17 protein-coding genes are annotated in these 15130 nt (G+C 63.7%); 10 read left to right on the top strand and 7 right to left on the bottom strand.

All coding sequences use genetic code 11. From position 1 onward, the window contains the following. Positions 1–184 precede the first annotated feature (184 nt). Together HWE04_RS08530 and HWE04_RS08525 are read right to left on the bottom strand one after the other, a co-directional pair. Positions 185–811: a DUF3828 domain-containing protein gene (locus HWE04_RS08530; RefSeq protein WP_241812119.1), complete on the bottom strand. Its 627-nt coding sequence runs from the start codon at positions 809–811 to the stop codon at positions 185–187. A gap of 223 nt (positions 812–1034) precedes the next feature. Beyond that, on the bottom strand, positions 1035–1337 hold the full coding sequence (locus tag HWE04_RS08525) for an antibiotic biosynthesis monooxygenase family protein (RefSeq protein ID WP_006464306.1): 303 nt from the start codon (positions 1335–1337) through the stop codon (positions 1035–1037). On the opposite strand from HWE04_RS08525, the gene HWE04_RS08520 reads away from it, so the two are divergent. The 4 genes from HWE04_RS08520 (at position 1336) to HWE04_RS08505 (ending at position 4638) form a co-directional block, all read left to right on the top strand. Further along, a complete protein-coding gene (locus HWE04_RS08520; RefSeq protein WP_241812118.1) occupies positions 1336–1734 on the top strand; it encodes a hypothetical protein in 399 nt (132 codons plus the stop codon). The two genes, HWE04_RS08525 and HWE04_RS08520, sit on opposite strands and share 2 nt — an antisense overlap. Beyond that, complete coding sequence (locus HWE04_RS08515; RefSeq protein WP_241812117.1) at positions 1685–2980, top strand: solute carrier family 23 protein; 1296 nt, start codon at positions 1685–1687, stop codon at positions 2978–2980. Before HWE04_RS08520 ends, HWE04_RS08515 begins: the two co-directional genes overlap by 50 nt. 284 nt (positions 2981–3264) lie before the next feature. Next, on the top strand, positions 3265–3498 hold the full coding sequence (locus HWE04_RS08510) for a hypothetical protein (protein WP_006464308.1): 234 nt from the start codon (positions 3265–3267) through the stop codon (positions 3496–3498). 126 nt (positions 3499–3624) lie between these two features. Continuing rightward, positions 3625–4638 carry a transporter gene (locus HWE04_RS08505; RefSeq protein WP_241812116.1) on the top strand — a complete coding sequence of 338 codons (1014 nt, stop codon included), beginning with the start codon at positions 3625–3627 and terminating at the stop codon, positions 4636–4638. A 94-nt stretch (positions 4639–4732) separates the two neighbouring features. On the opposite strand, the gene HWE04_RS08500 is transcribed toward HWE04_RS08505, so the two are convergent. Together HWE04_RS08500 and HWE04_RS08495 are read right to left on the bottom strand one after the other, a co-directional pair. Then, positions 4733–5095, bottom strand: a complete 363-nt coding sequence (locus HWE04_RS08500) for a hypothetical protein (protein ID WP_077235571.1) — start codon at positions 5093–5095, stop codon at positions 4733–4735. 121 nt (positions 5096–5216) lie between these two features. After that, positions 5217–6968, bottom strand: coding sequence for a glutamine--tRNA ligase/YqeY domain fusion protein (locus HWE04_RS08495; RefSeq protein ID WP_241812115.1), 1752 nt, complete (start codon positions 6966–6968; stop codon positions 5217–5219). Between the two features lie 302 nt (positions 6969–7270). Between HWE04_RS08495 and HWE04_RS08490 the strand changes: the two genes are divergently transcribed. Further along, the gene (locus HWE04_RS08490) at positions 7271–7411 is read left to right on the top strand and encodes a hypothetical protein (protein ID WP_166758282.1); all 141 of its coding nucleotides are present in this window, start codon (positions 7271–7273) and stop codon (positions 7409–7411) included. A 43-nt stretch (positions 7412–7454) separates the two neighbouring features. Here HWE04_RS08490 and HWE04_RS08485 read toward each other — a convergent pair whose 3' ends face one another. The 3 genes from HWE04_RS08485 to HWE04_RS08475 are packed head-to-tail and all read right to left on the bottom strand — an operon-like array spanning position 7455 to position 9776. Next, a complete protein-coding gene (locus HWE04_RS08485; RefSeq protein ID WP_241812114.1) occupies positions 7455–8261 on the bottom strand; it encodes a LytR/AlgR family response regulator transcription factor in 807 nt (268 codons plus the stop codon). A gap of 39 nt (positions 8262–8300) precedes the next feature. Then, complete coding sequence (locus HWE04_RS08480; protein WP_241812113.1) at positions 8301–9443, bottom strand: sensor histidine kinase; 1143 nt, start codon at positions 9441–9443, stop codon at positions 8301–8303. A 48-nt stretch (positions 9444–9491) separates the two neighbouring features. Next, a complete protein-coding gene (locus HWE04_RS08475) occupies positions 9492–9776 on the bottom strand; it encodes a 2TM domain-containing protein (protein WP_006464314.1) in 285 nt (94 codons plus the stop codon). A 165-nt stretch (positions 9777–9941) separates the two neighbouring features. Here HWE04_RS08475 and ugpQ point away from each other — a divergent pair, with 165 nt between their 5' ends. The 5 genes from ugpQ to HWE04_RS08450 all read left to right on the top strand — a co-directional run bounded on the left by ugpQ (position 9942) and on the right by HWE04_RS08450 (position 15109). Further along, positions 9942–10691 (top strand): glycerophosphodiester phosphodiesterase, encoded by a 750-nt coding sequence (gene ugpQ, locus HWE04_RS08470; RefSeq protein WP_077235575.1) that lies wholly within the window; start codon positions 9942–9944, stop codon positions 10689–10691. A gap of 245 nt (positions 10692–10936) precedes the next feature. Then, complete coding sequence (locus HWE04_RS08465) at positions 10937–11152, top strand: hypothetical protein (protein WP_006464316.1); 216 nt, start codon at positions 10937–10939, stop codon at positions 11150–11152. Between the two features lie 359 nt (positions 11153–11511). After that, on the top strand, positions 11512–14136 hold the full coding sequence (gene alaS / locus HWE04_RS08460) for an alanine--tRNA ligase (protein WP_241812112.1): 2625 nt from the start codon (positions 11512–11514) through the stop codon (positions 14134–14136). 23 nt (positions 14137–14159) lie between these two features. Next, positions 14160–14714 (top strand): NUDIX domain-containing protein, encoded by a 555-nt coding sequence (locus tag HWE04_RS08455; RefSeq protein WP_241812111.1) that lies wholly within the window; start codon positions 14160–14162, stop codon positions 14712–14714. A 158-nt stretch (positions 14715–14872) separates the two neighbouring features. Beyond that, positions 14873–15109, top strand: coding sequence for a sulfurtransferase TusA family protein (locus HWE04_RS08450; protein WP_006464319.1), 237 nt, complete (start codon positions 14873–14875; stop codon positions 15107–15109). Positions 15110–15130: the final 21 nt, after the last annotated feature.

Genomic DNA, 15130 nt, shown 5'->3' with positions numbered 1-15130 from the left:
GAACGATTGCGTGAGCAGATCGACAAGCATTCCCGGTGGCAAGCTTACGCCTCCCGGCTCGGCAGGAAGGCCCGAAATACATCGCCAAAAGGCCGCCAATTCGCTGCAAATGCTGTGTCAAAGCGGGCTGGCGAGGCGTGCCGGCTCGCTCTGGAGCGGGTACCACGTTTGTTGCGGCGACGCCTTACTCGCTCTGCTGGATGGCGTCGCTGAGGTTGTCGGTGAGGTATTCGCGCTGGGAAGACTGGTCGTTGCCGATGAATTCGATGTCATCGATGCGCCACTGGCGGTTTTCGCGGACCAGCAGGATCTTGTCGTTCCAGGATTCGTCGCTGCCCGATTGCTGGTAGCGGAAGGCCACCTGGCAGGCGGCGCGATCCGCTTCGCTGTCGCAGGACTGGACGGCGAAGGAAGTGGCGCCCTCGAAGAGCGAGGTGAACAGATCACCCTCGACGATGGGGGCCGCCTGCGGGCCGGCGGCGGCCTGGTAGCGGGCGTCGGCGGCTTCGGCCCGGGTCAGCAGGTTGTAGAGGGAGCGGCTGACCAGCGGTTCGAACTGCTTGAGTTCGTCGGCCGAGGGCAGGCCGGGGGCGTTGTGCTTGAGGTGGATGCGGTAGAAGTCGCCGACCACTTCGGCCTGCTGCTGCTCCTCGCCGCTGAAATTGTTGCAACCCGACAGGGTCAGCAGCATGCCCAGGGCGACGGCGCCGGCACCGGTACGCAATGCGTGGGCGGAAGAGGGGGCGGCCGCGGGTGAGGCTGAAGGTGAGGCTGGGCGGGGAGGAGGGGCGGGACGGTGCAAAGTGGTCATCCTGGTGTTCCTGGCGCCGGGTCTTGCCCGGTGCTCGTGTCATGGCGGCATATGCCGCGAAGAGGGCGCTGTGCCCGGTTACGGCCTGATGCAGGGTTGATGCTCTTGGGTCTGCCCGGTTAGTCCGGGACGAGTCGCAAACGTTCCGCAGCGCCCCGGTTGGAGGCGCTGCAGAGGGGGGCAATGCGGTGGTGCTGGTGCTGCCGACGATCAGGGGGCGGGCTTAGACCGATTCGGTCAGCAGCGAGAAATGTTCCACCTGCGGGGCGCCGGCGAAGAAGGGGCCGACGATGCCGCGCCATTCGGTAAAGGCGGGCGATTCGCGGAAGTCCACGGTATGGTTTTCCAGGGTGGCCCAGTACACCATGAGCAGGTAGCGCTCTGGCGATTCGACGCCCTTTTGCACCTTGTGGCCGAGATAGCCGGTGGCCTTGCTGATGGTCTGCGCCAGGCCGCGCTGGATGGCTTCGTCGAATTCGGCTTGCTTGCCGGGTTGGATGCGGATGTCCGCCAGTTCCAGGATCATGTGGTTCTCCATTGTGCAGTGCGTAGTCGAGGGTGAGCGCCGGCGCCGTGGTGCGTCGGCGGGCCGCACGATTATCACATTTTCCCCGGAGGCCGGCGTTCAATGGAATTTGTGGTCGGCTGAAAAGCTTTCACGCGCGGCCTGCGGCGGCCTGTTTTGGGGCGTCGTCATGGTGCGCGCAGGTTTTTTGCACCGTCTGGCGGCAAGCCGTGTGGATGCCGAAATCTTTTACGGATTTATTTTGCGTCCACGCGCCGCAGCAATTGTTATTTGGGGCCGCGCTCAATACACTAGCTCCCGTTTTATCTATCCAAAATCAAAACAAATCCACAACGAAAGGGATCTCCATGTCGGGTTCGTATTTCCCCCAATGGCGGCTGCGCCAAAGCACCACTGACGGCCAGGGAGCCGTGATCGCCGCCGACGAGCGGCTGCCTGCGCCACAGACCCTGGCCATGGGGGTGCAGCACGTGGTGGCCATGTTCGGTTCGACCGTGCTGGCGCCGCTGCTCATGGGCTTCGATCCCAACCTGGCGATCCTGATGTCCGGCGTCGGTACGCTGCTGTTCTTCCTGCTGGTGGGCGGCCGGGTGCCGAGCTACCTGGGGTCCAGTTTTTCCTTCATCGGCCTGGTCATTGCGGTGACCGGTTATGCCGGTTCCGGTGCCAATGCCAACCTGGGCGTGGCGCTGGGCGGCATCATCGCCTGCGGTGCGGTGTATGCGGTGATCGGCCTGATCGTGGCCGGCGTCGGTACCCGCTGGATCGAGTCGCTGATGCCGCCGGTGGTGACCGGTGCGGTGGTGGCGGTGATCGGCCTGAACCTGGCGCCGATCGCGGTCAAGGGCGTCTCGGGCAGCAGCTTCGACAGCTGGATGGCACTGGCCACCGTGCTGTGCGTGGGCTTCGTCGCCGTGTTTACGCGTGGCATGCTGCAGCGCCTGCTGATTTTGGTCGGGCTGCTGCTGGCCTATGTGCTGTATGCGGTGCTGGCCAATGGCATGGGTCTGGGCAAGCCGATCGACTTTGCCAGCGTGGCCAATGCCGCCTGGTTCGGCGTGCCGCACTTTGCCACTCCGGTGTTCCAGGCCGGCGCGATGGCCTTGCTGGCTCCGGTAGCGATCATCCTGGTGGCCGAGAACCTGGGTCACATCAAGGCCGTCTCGGCCATGACCGGCCAGAACCTGGACCGCTACATCGGCCGTGCCTTCATCGGTGACGGCCTGGCGACCATGCTTTCGGGTAGCGTCGGCGGCACCGGCGTGACCACCTATGCCGAGAACATCGGCGTGATGGCCGTGACCAAGATCTACTCCACCCTGGTGTTCGTGGTGGCGGCGGTGATCGCCATCCTGCTGGGCTTCTCGCCCAAGTTCGGCGCGGTGATCCTGACCATCCCCGGGGCGGTGCTGGGTGGTGTATCGATCGTGGTGTTCGGTCTCATTACCGTGTCCGGTGCCCGTATCTGGGTCGAGAACAAGGTCGATTTCTCCAACAATACCAACCTGATCGTGGCGGCCGTGACCCTGGTGCTGGGCGCGGGCGACTTCACCCTCAAGCTGGGCGGCTTCGCGCTGGGTGGCATCGGTACCGCCACCTTCGGGGCGATCATCCTGCATGCGCTGCTCAAGCGTCGGGGTTGATTCCATCCTGACAATGCGTGTGGGCGGGAAGGAAGAGGCCGGTTCGGGTCGGGCCGTTCCCGGCAATCGGCCTTGATGTTCTGTTCGTGCTGAATGTTCGGATATGGCGGAGATTTAGTGAAAATTTCCGTTGAGCAATCTCCGTTTGCTGTCTATACTTTGGCGCGTTGCAGCGCAGCGTCGCCGCCATGGCCCCGGGGGGCCGGGCAGGAGGCCGGGACAGCCTGCTGCACATCGTCGGGCCAGGTCCTCTTGCCGGGCTCGCTTATCAGGGGAATCACCGCATGAACTCCGCCATCCGCCTGCCAGCCTTGCTGTGCATCGCCCTTCCTTTGCTGTCGGCCTGTGACGCCCTGGCCGGCAAGAAGGACTACGCCTATTTCCGCCAGCATATGGACGAGGCCAAGTCGGTGTCCGACCAATGCCAGCTCAACGGCACATCGGGCATGAACCAGTCCCAGATCAAGGTCTGCGAAGCCGCCCGCGAAGCCTGGGCCAATCGCAACTTCAACTATTGATCGGCTGAGGCGGCCCGGACGCGGCCCGGACGCGGCCTGGCATCGTCACGGCGCTGTCACAAATCTGTCAAAGACGGTCGTTAGAATGCGGGGTTTTCGATTGCCCTCTTCCCTGACTGGCCGCTCATGCACAATCCGCCGGATACGCCGCAAGCCTTGCACCTGCTCTACGAGCCGGCCGGATTCATCTGCTCCTTCCGTTTCGAGGAGGGCCGTGCGCGCCAGATGAACTGGAACGAGGTGATCGATGATCATCCGGTCGCGCCGGCCTTTAGCTGGCTGCACGTGAAGACGGCCGACGTGAAGATCCAGCAATGGCTGGCCCACCACAGCGGCATCCCCGAATACATCACCGAATTCCTGCTCAGCAGCGACACCCATCCGGGCCTGCATGCCACGCCCGACGGCGTCTACGGCACCTTGACCGACATGAAGATGGAGATCGGCGACACCGGCACCGAGAAGGGGGCGCTGCATTTCTACCTGGACCGCACGCGCCTCCTGACGCTGCGCACCCAGCCGCTGATTTCCACCAACATGCTGCGCCAGAAGGTGTTGGACGGCGGCGATTTCGACAATCCCATGGACCTCTTCGCCGAGCTGCTGCGCTGCCTGGCCGACGGATTCAATGCGCGCCTGGACAAGCTCAACGACAAGGTGGACGACATCGAGTTTTCGGTGCTCTCGGATCGCCGGGCTGAAGACCGGGCCGAGCTCTCCGGGATTCGCCGCCAGTTGGCTGAGCTGCGGCGCTTCATCGCGCCGGAACGCCGCATCCTGGCGCAGTTCCAGCGCTTGCGCCCGTCCTGGGTGCCGCGCGAGGCGCTGGAAGACCTGACCCATGCACTGGACGAACTCAATGAACTGCATTCCACCGTGGAAGCGGTCTATGAACGTGCCAAGCTGCTGCAGGAAGAGATCGCGTCGCAGATGTCGGAGCAGATGAACCGCAACCTGATGGCGCTCTCGATCCTGACCGCATTGTTGATGCCGGCCACGCTGGTGTCAGGGATTTTCGGGATGAACGTGGCAGGTCTGCCGGGTCTGCATGACGAGACTTCGTTCTGGATCGTGATGGGGCTTATGGGTGGCCTGGGGGTGGCGACCGTGGCCTTCCTGCGGTGGATGAAGATCTTCTGAGGAAGATCTTCCAGATGGCGCTTGAGCTGCTCGAGGTGCCTTGTGCGCTTGAGGCGCTTTGGGCGCTTCAGGTGCGGCAGGCACCTGCAGCGTTTCAGTCGCGTGTTGCCATGGCTTCCTCGCTCTCGCGGATCAGCTTGTCGATGTCCAGGTTGTCCACTGCTTCCACCCGCAACGACAGCGGGCGCCACAGCGAATACAGCCACAGGCCGATGGTGCAGAGCGTGCCCAGGAACAGGGTGATGAAGCCCGAGAGGAACAGCCCGATGAAGGGTGAGGCGATCAGGCCGTCATAACCGATCAGGTGCTTGCCGTCCCAGGTGATGGTCTGCGCGCCGAATAACGACAAGACCCCCATCAGTGTCGAAAACGGTACCAGCGAAAACGTGGTGCCGATGGCCAGCAGCTTGTAGATGGACGCCATCGACATGCGCTGGATCTTGATCTGCTCGAACATGAGCCTTCCCCTTGCTCGTCCGCGTGGAGTTGTCCACGCCGCTGCGCCTTCCCGTGCACGGACGGCGTAGCGCATGGCGCCGCCCGCGTGGCCTTGCGGCCGGTTTCCCGGAATACCGGGATTACTTGCCCCAGCTGTCCTTGAGCGTGACCGCGCGGTTGAAGATCGGCTGGCCTTCGGTCGAGTCGACGCGGTCGGCCACGAAGTAGCCGTGGCGTTCGAACTGGTAGATCTCGCCCGGCTTGGCGTTCTTCAGGGTCGGCTCCAGGTAGGCGGTGATGACTTCCTTGGAGTTCGGATTCAAGGCTGCCAGGAAGTCCTTGCCGCCGGCATCCGGATGCGGGTCCGAGAAGAGGCGGTCGTACAGGCGCACTTCGGTGGCCAGGGCGTGGTCCGCGCTGACCCAGTGCAGGTTGCCCTTGACCTTGTAGTTGGAGCTGCCTTCGGTGCCGCTCTTGCTGTCTTCGAAGTAGTTGCAGTGGACGGCGATGACGTTGCCGTGCTCGTCCTTGTCGCAGCCGGTGCATTCGACCACGTAACCGTAGCGCAGGCGCACCTTGTTGCCGGGGAAGAGGCGGAAGTAGCCCTTGGTCGGCACTTCCATGAAGTCTTCGCGTTCGATCCACAGTTCCCGGGTAATGGGGAAGTGACGGTGGGCGGTGTCGTGTTCCGGATGCGCCGGCGGATAGACCGGGGCGCTGCAATCGATGGACACGCCTTCGGGGAAGTTGTCGATGATCAGCTTCAACGGACGCAGCACGGCCACCGCGCGCGGGGCCTTGGGGTCGAGGTCTTCGCGCAGTGCGCCTTCGAGCACGCTGAAGTCGATCCAGCTGTTGTTCTTGGAGGCGCCGGTGCGGTCGCACATCAGACGGATCGCTTCCGGGGTATAGCCGCGACGGCGCAGGCCGACGATGGTGGGCATGCGCGGGTCGTCCCAGCCGGAAACGATCTTTTCATCCACCAGCTGGCGCAGCTTGCGCTTGCTGGTGATGATGTAGGTCAGGTTCAGGCGGGCGAATTCGTACTGGTGCGGCAGCGGCTTCTTGAAGAAACCTTCCTCGGCCAGTTGCTCCAGCAGCCAGTCGTAGAAGGGGCGCTGGTCTTCGAACTCCAGGGTGCAGATGGAGTGGGAGATGTTTTCCAGGGCGTCCTCGATCGGATGCGCGAAGGTGTACATCGGGTAGACGCGCCACTTGTCGCCGGTGTTGTGGTGGGTGGCATGGCGGATGCGGTAGATGGCCGGATCGCGCAGGTTCATGTTGGGGCTGGCCATGTCGATCTTGGCGCGCAGGATCAGGGAGCCGTCGGGATGCTTGCCGTCGCGCATTTCATCGAACAGGCGCAGCGACTCCTCGGCCGGGCGGTCACGCCAGGGCGAGTTCTTGCCGGGTTCGGTGAGGGTGCCGCGGTTCTCGCGCATCTGCTCGGCGTTCTGCTCGTCCACATAGGCCAGGCCCTTGCGGATCAGCGCCTGGGCGCAGGCGTACATGACGTCGAAGTAGTTGCTGGCGTAGTACAGGTGCGACTTGCCCTCATGCTCCCAGGAAAAGCCCAGCCACTTGACCGAGTCGAGAATGGTGTCGACGTACTCCTGCTCTTCCTTTTCCGGGTTGGTGTCGTCGAAACGCATGTGGCAGCGGCCGGCGTAGTCGGCGGCCAGGCCGAAGTTCAGGCAGATCGACTTGGCGTGGCCGATGTGCAGGTAGCCGTTGGGCTCGGGCGGAAAACGGGTCACCACCTGCGGCAGGGCCTCGCCCTGACCGTTGCTGCGCTCGGAGTAGGTGCCGGAAACCAGATCGGATTCGATGATGCCGCGCAGGAAATTGGTGGAGGGGGCAGGGGTGTGACCGTTTTTCAGTTCGTTGCTCATGAGATGAATCGGAGGAATGCCTGTTTATTCAGATGGCAAGCATTTTACCGCACGTGCCCGATTTCAACGGGCTTTGCGGCTGCCAGGGCCAGATTTTTTGCCGGGAGACAACGCATGGTCCAGCTTGGTGATCAGGCTGATTGTCTTGGGAGACACTTTTCTTGTTACACAAGATACGGGTGGGAATTACCTGTCAGGAGGGGCGGCTGGCAATCTGCGCCCATGACTTGGCAGCGTGCCGGGTCAGGTAAACATTCCCGGCCCCTTGCAGGCAGGGGTGGACAAGAAAAAGGAGCGCAATCATGAATCGACTGATCAAACTGGTCGTCGCCGCCAGCGTGGCGGCAGCAACCCTCTCGGCCTGCGTGGTGGTGCCGGCCGGACCGCCGCAACCGCACTATTACCGTCCTTATTACGGCCCGGGTTATTACTACGGGCGCTGATCGGCCGCTGATCGGTCGTTGATATTCCCGGTACTGGCCGGGATTACATCTGCCTGAACAGATGGGCGAAGAGGCGGCTCACCGGCAGCCGCTGGCCGTCAGGTCGGCCATGCAGGGTGAGCCACAGCTTGCCCGCTTCGTCACGCTGCGCGGCCTGTATCTGACGGGCCTGGACCACGATGCCGCGATGGACCTGCCAGAACTGCTGCGGGTCCAGTTGCGGGATCAGTTCCCGCAGGCTGGTACGGATCAGGGCCTCGCCCTCGGCGGTGACCACGTTGACGTATTTGTCGGTGGCTTCGAAGTACAACACGTCCTGTACCGGGATCATCCTCACCCGGCTGCCCACGGCGGCGCGGATGAAGTCCAGCCGGGGTGGTTTGTCGCCGGGAGCGGGCAGGGCCAGCGCGCGCAACTGTGCCAGGGCGTGCTCCAGGTGGGCCTCCTGGCTGCTGGCGGCGCGCTGGGCCAGCAGGGTTTGCAGGCGGCTGACCGTCACCGCCAGGCGTTCGCGGGTGACCGGCTTGAGCAGGTAATCGACGGCGGCGCGTTCAAAGGCCTGCACCGCATAGTCGTCATAGGCCGTCACGAACACCAGCAGCGGGAAGGGCCGCTGCGCCGGCCATTCCTCCCCCAGTTGCGCCGCCACTTCCAGCCCGTTCAGTCCGGGCATCCGGATATCCAGAAACAGCACATCGGGCAGGGTCGCCAGCGTCAGCTCCAGCGCCTTGATGCCATTGGCCGCCAGTTGCGGGGGTGGCAGTGCCGGCCAGGCCTGGGCCAGTGCCTGCCGGAGCGCCTGGGCCAGCAGGGGTTCGTCTTCGGCGATCAGCGCTGTAGGGGCGGCCATGATGGCTCCAGAGTGAAGGATTCTTCAGACAAGGTTTTTTCAGGCATCAAGGGCGCGGTTGTGGCGCGTGGTGCGGTGGGCGCTCCTGAGTGCCTTCAGCGGGATGGTGATCTGCGCCATGGCGCCGGCCGGGACGTTGTGGGTGATGATCAGTTCGGCCAGCGGGCCATAGAGCGTGACCAGACGTTCGCGGATATTGTCCAGGCCGAAATGCATGCCGATCACCGGCTCCTTCTGCGGTGGCGGTTGGTTCAGGCTGATGCTGGTGGGCAGGCCGGCACCGGTATCGAGCACGCTCAGGACCAGCATGTCGTTATGCACGGCGGCGCGCACGGTGCAGTTACCGCCGTCGACCTTGGGTTCGAGGCCGTGCTTGATGGCGTTTTCGACCAGGGGCTGGAGCAGCATCGGTGCCAGCCTGAGGCGGCCCAGGTGTTCCGGCAATTGCAGGGTATAGGACAGGCGCATGCCCATGCGCAGCGACATCAATCCCAGATAGGCCTTGATCAGGTCGAATTCCTTTTGCAGCGAGGTGCTGTCGGCGCGCGAGGCCGACAGGGTGGTGCGCAGGTATTGCACCAGCTGGTTGAGCATCAGCTCGGCCTGCAGCGGATCGGTGCTGATCAGCGACTGCAGCGTGGCCAGGGTATTGAACAGCATGTGCGGCTCGATCTGGGCTTGCAGCATCTGCAGCTGGGCCTGCACGGCCTGCTTCTCGACCTGGGTGGCGTGGGCTTCCAGGGCGGCCATCTTCTGGCGGTTCCAGAAGAACAGGGTGGCGCCGAAACAGACCAGGAAGGTCAGCACGATGACCGCGATGATGCTGTCGCTGTGCTCCGGCACCAGGCTCAGGATGGGCTGGCCCATCAAGAGGCTGGCCAGCACCCGGCCCAGCAGTACCGCCAGCGGTGCCATCACCACGATCACCAGCAGCATGCCCAGCTTGTTGGGTGCGTCGTTACCCCACAGCAGCAGGCGGCTGCCGTTGATGAACAGCATGGCGAGCAGGCCGATGCACATCGATACCTGCAGGTTTTCATAGAAGCTGCCGCCAATGCGCAGCAGGTAGGTGACGGCCAGCGCGCACAGCAGGTTGATCACCAGCGTGGGCAGCAGGGCCAGCGCCAGTTCGCGCAGCAGCAGGAGCAGGCGGGGCGGGACGGAAGTATCGTGTGGGGTCATGCGGTCCTGGGAGAGTGCAAACAAGCGGCCGAGGGGCGCGCTGCCCGCTCAGCGGCGACGCAGTTCGCGCGCGATCATCGCCTTTTTCCAGTCGGCGGGAAAGCGCCCGAATACGCTCAAGGCGTGGAATAGTACCCCGATTCCCCAGCCAAGGAGAGGCCCGATGCTCCACCAGTGAGGATGCGGGGTGAGCAGGCTGACCAGCATCAGCCCGGCATTGACCACCAGGTAGATCGCCAGATGCCTGAAAAAGCCCAGCTGGCGCGCTACGCGCCGCTCGGCGCACAGGTAGTCGGGGTGGGTGGTGTCGTTGTGAAGCTCGGTATCGCGCATGGCACTCTCCTTGTCGGGCTGGTTGGATGGATCAGGCCCGCAGCATGCGCGTCGGCAGGGTGTAGGGCCAGCGCCGTGCGACCAACGGTAGCAGCGCGGGTGCCGGATGCTTGAAGCGCGGCGTGATCTGCACTACCTTATGCGGCCCACCCTTCGGAGAACTTCATGTGGCCCTATCCCAGGATTCTTGCTCATCGCGGCGGCGGCACGCTGGCGCCGGAAAACACGCTGGCCGGTTTTCGCGCCGGTCTGCAGCACGGTTATCGTGCAGTGGAGTTCGATGTCATGCTCACCCGCGATGAGGTCCCGATCCTGATGCACGATCCCCAGCGCGGGCGCACCCTGCCCGGCAGCGGGCGCATCGCCGAGACCGACTGGGCCGAGTTGCGCGAGCTGGAAGCCGGTGCCTGGCGTGACCCCGCCTTTGCCGGCGAGCGCATTTGCACCCTGGAGCAGTGCCTGGATTTTTGCCTGGAACAGGGCATCTGGATGAACGTCGAGATCAAGCCGGCCGCGCCGGAACATGCGCGGCGCACCGCCGAGCTGACCGCGCAGGCGGTGGCGCGGCGCTTTGCCGGAGTCAGCGGTGCCGCCTTGCCGGTGCTGTCCTCGTTCTCGTTCGAGGCCCTGCTGGCTGCGCAGGAGACCGCGCCGCAGTTGCCGCGCGGCTTCCTGGTGGATGTGATCCCGCAAGACTGGCAGCAGCGCCTGGCGCAGTTGCAGGCGGTCGCCCTGCATACCAACCACAAGCACCTGACCCCGGCCCTGGCGGCCAGCGTCAAGGATGCTGGCGTGGGCCTGTTCTGCTACACCGTCAACGATACGGCACGTGCCGCCGAAATCCGCGCCTGGGGCGTGGATGCCTTCTGCACCGACCGCATCGACCTGATCGCCGCCGATGCCTGGGCAGCGTGAACGGGGGAGGCTCTTGCTAGCGGGCATCGCGCAGCGTGGAAATGAACGGCAAATCGCGCTCTTACCGGCGGACTGAATCATGGCTCGCCCGCTATGATTTCCCTGCGGTCGACGGTGTCAGCCAAAGTTGTCAGGATGCTGTCAACGTCCCGCAAAAGCCCTGCGTTAAGGAAACACAAGGCCGGCGCCCGTGAGCACGCCGGTGGACTTGTGGAGCACACAACACTGAGAGATAGAGGAAAACGATGAAGATCAACAAACTGCTGGCCGCCGTACTCGTCGCCGCCTTCGCCATGCCGGTCATGGCCCAGCCCGCACCGGCAGCGGCTCCCGCAGCCGAAGCGCCGGCCGCCAAGCCTGCTCACAAGAAGCACAAGAAGCACGCCAAGAAAAAGCAGAAGAAGCACAAGAAGCACGCCAAGAAGGCCGCGCCGGCAGTGCCCATCAACAAGGGCGCCTGATTGCGGTTGCCGCCGGCCGGAAGACCTGGCCGGTGACCTGCTTTACCGGAAGGTCAGGCTGACATTGTTAAGGACCGGGGAGCGCAGGGTAGCGCGCAGTACCGGGTCAGCCGAACCTGTAACCCGTCCGGGGTCATCCCGGCGGGTTTTTTTTCGTCCGTCGTTGCGGGGCGTCACGGCGAGCTGGTGGCGCCTGCATGAGCTTGCACGAGGGGCTGCCCGAGGGGACCCTTGAAGCCCGCCCATCGGCGCCGGATCACGTATAATCATCGGTTCGCAATCGTTTTTTGCACCGACTATCATCCGGGCCGAATCTGCCTCTTTCCGGCGGCATCAGGTCCATTTATCCGTCTTCGAACATGAACTCAGCCGAAATTCGCGACAAGTTTCTGAAATTCTTTGAATCCAAAGAACACACCATCGTCCGTTCCTCCAGCCTGGTGCCGGGCAATGACCCGACCCTGCTGTTCACCAATTCGGGCATGGTTCAGTTCAAGGACGTGTTCCTGGGCACCGACAAACGCAACTACGTGCGCGCCACCTCCGTGCAGCGCTGCCTGCGCGCCGGCGGCAAGCACAACGACCTGGAAAACGTCGGCTACACCGCGCGCCACCATACCTTCTTCGAAATGCTGGGCAACTGGTCCTTCGGCGACTACTTCAAGCGCGAATCGCTGAAGTGGGCCTGGGAACTGCTGACCCAGGTCTATGGCCTGCCGGCCGACAAGCTCTGGGCCACGGTCTACCAGACCGATGACGAGGCCTACGACATCTGGACCAAGGAAATCGGCCTGCCGCCGGAGCGCGTCGTGCGCATCGGCGACAACAAGGGTGCGCCCTATGCCTCCGACAACTTCTGGCAGATGGCCGAGACCGGCCCCTGCGGCCCTTGCTCGGAAATCTTCTACGATCACGGCCCGGACGTCTGGGGCGGGCCCCCGGGTAGCCCGGACGCCGACGGCGACCGCTACATCGAAATCTGGAACAACGTGTTCATGCAGTTCGACCGCCAGTTGGACCCGGCCACCGGCGAATACACCCTGACCCCGCTGCCGGCGCCCTGCGTCGATACCGGCATGGGCCTGGAGCGCCTGGCGGCCATCCTGCAGCATGTGCACAGCAACTACGAGATCGACCTGTTCCAGGCACTGATCAAGGCGGCTGCCCGCGAAACGGGCATCAGCGACCTGTCCAACGCCTCGCTGCGCGTGATCGCCGACCACATTCGCGCGACTTCCTTCCTGATCGTCGACGGCGTCATCCCCGGCAATGAAGGTCGCGGCTACGTGCTGCGCCGTATCATCCGCCGCGCCCTGCGTCATGGCCACAAGCTGGGCCAGACCAAGCCCTTCTTCCACAAGCTGGTCAAGGACCTGGTGCTGCAGATGGGCGCCGCCTATCCGGAACTGCCAGAAGCCGCCGAGCGTGTCGAGATGGTCCTGAAGCAGGAAGAAGAACGTTTCGGCGAAACCCTGGAACACGGCATGAAGATCCTGGAAGCCGCACTGGCTGCCAATACCGGCAAGCTGGACGGCGAGACTGCCTTCACCCTGTACGACACCTACGGTTTCCCGCTGGACCTGACCGCCGACATCTGCCGCGAGCGCAATGTCGAACTGGATGAGGCCGGCTTCAACGCCGCCATGGAACGCCAGAAGAGCGCCGCCCGCGCCGCCGGCAAGTTCAAGATGGCTGCTGCCATCGAGTACACCGGTGACAAGACCCGCTTCGTCGGCTACGAATCCCTGGCCCAGCAGGCCAAGGTGGTGGCGCTGTACGTGGCCGGCAGCCCGGTGCAGAAGATCGAGGCCGGCCAGGACGCCATCGTGGTGCTCGATACCACCCCGTTCTACGCCGAATCCGGCGGCCAGTCGGGAGATGCCGGTGCGCTGGAAGCGGCCAATGCCCTGTTCGCCGTGGCCGATACGCACAAGATCCAGGCCGATGTGTTCGGTCACCATGGTCAACTGATCAAGGGTAGCCTGGCCATCGGCGACGCCGTCGAGGCCAAGGTCGATGCCGACCAGCGCGCGCGCACCATGCGCAACCACTCGGCCACCCACCTGATGCACAAGGCCCTGCGTGAAGTGCTGGGTTCGCATGTGTCGCAGAAGGGTTCGCTGGTGGATGCCGACAAGACCCGGTTCGACTTCAGCCACAACGCGCCGATGACCGCCGACGAAATCCGTCGCGTGGAAGACATCGTCAACCGCGAAGTGCTGGCCAACGTCGCCACCGGCGCCCAGCTGATGGCTTACGACGACGCGATTGCCGCCGGCGCCATGGCGCTGTTCGGCGAAAAGTATGGCGACCAGGTGCGCGTGCTCTCCATCGGTACTTCCACCGAACTGTGCGGCGGTACCCACGTGACCCGTACCGGTGATATCGGCCTGTTCAAGATCGTCTCCGAAGGTGGCGTCGCGGCCGGCATCCGCCGGGTTGAAGCGGTCACCGGCGAAGGCGCGCTGGCGCTGGTGCAGTCGCTGTCGGCCCGGGTGGCCGAGGCCGCTGCCGCCCTGAAGACCCAGCCGGAAGAACTGTTGCCGCGCATCGGCCAGGTGCAGGACCAGGTCAAGGCGCTGGAAAAGGAGCTGGCATCGCTGAAGTCCAAGCTGGCCTCCAGCCAGGGCGACGAACTGGTGAGCCAGGCCGTCGACATCAACGGCATCAAGGTGTTGGCGGCAACGCTGGAAGGCGCCGACGTGGCGACCCTGCGCGAGACCATGGACAAGTTGAAGGACAAGCTCAAGACCGCCGCCATCGTGCTGGGCAGCGTCAAGGATGGCAAGGTCAGCCTGATCGCAGGCGTGACGGCCGATGCCACCGCCAAGGTCAAGGCCGGCGAACTGGTCAACTTCGTCGCCCAGCAGGTGGGCGGCAAGGGGGGGGGGCGTCCCGACATGGCCCAGGCCGGTGGTACCGAGCCGGCGGCCCTCCCGGGCGCCCTGCAGGGCGTGGCGGGCTGGGTCCAGTCCAAACTGTAAGCCGACACCGGCGCGGAGCACTCATGAGCGATTTCAAGTTCTGCCCGGTCTGCGCAGCATCGCTGGTGCTGCGCGCCGATGAAGGCGAAGCGGGCAAGGTCCGCCTGGCCTGTCCTGAAGGCCATTGGACGCATTGGGACAACCCGCTGCCGGTGCTGGCCGCGCTGGTCGAAATCGACGGCAAGATGTTGACGGCACGCAATGCCGCCTGGGCTGAGGGGCGCTTTGCCCTCATCACCGGTTTCATGGAACGCGACGAGACGCCCGAGCAGGGCATTGCCCGCGAACTGAAGGAAGAGACCGATCTGGACGCCCAGTACATCGAGCTGATCGGCGTCTATGAATTCATGCGCAAGAACGAGCTGATCATCGCCTACTACGTCAAGGCGAGCGGAGTCATCAAGCTCTCGCCGGAGCTGCTGGAGTATCGCCTGTCGGATCCGGCCGACCTGCGACCCTGGCCGGCCGGTACAGGTCATGCCGTGGCCGACTGGATGCGTCAGCGCGATCTGGATGTGCAGTATGTGGAATTTGCCGGTTCCACTACGCCCATCGAGGCGCCGGTGGTGCTGAAGTAATCAAGGCGACAACAAAATGGTGCCGATGCCCGTTGCAGCAAAAAGCTTGCTTCTGCACAAGCTTAGTGCGGCGAAAACAACAGAACTTGTGCAATGCATCAAGTCGGCGCATTTTGCAGTAGAATCGTTTTCGTTGTGATCCATTTTGAGTCGAAGTAATGACCATTCAATTTCACCGGGAACTTGATGCGCGCGGTCTTAACTGCCCGCTGCCCATCCTCAAGACCAAGAAAGCCCTGGCCGATATGGCCAGTGGACAGGTGCTCAGGGTGACCGCCACCGATACCGGTTCGGTGCGCGATTTCCAGGCTTTTGCCAAGCAGACCGGCAACGATCTGCTGGAGCAATCGCAGAATGATGAACATGAGTTCATCTTCTTCATGAAGCGCAAGTAATTTCTGCCATGCCAGCAATGG

It is taken from the genome of Herbaspirillum sp. C7C2 (assembly GCF_022627865.1).
Taxonomy (GTDB): Bacteria; Pseudomonadota; Gammaproteobacteria; order Burkholderiales; family Burkholderiaceae_D; genus Herbaspirillum; species Herbaspirillum frisingense.
The sequence above is the reverse complement of the archived record's forward strand: the minus strand, read 5'-3'. Positions and strand labels throughout refer to the sequence as shown.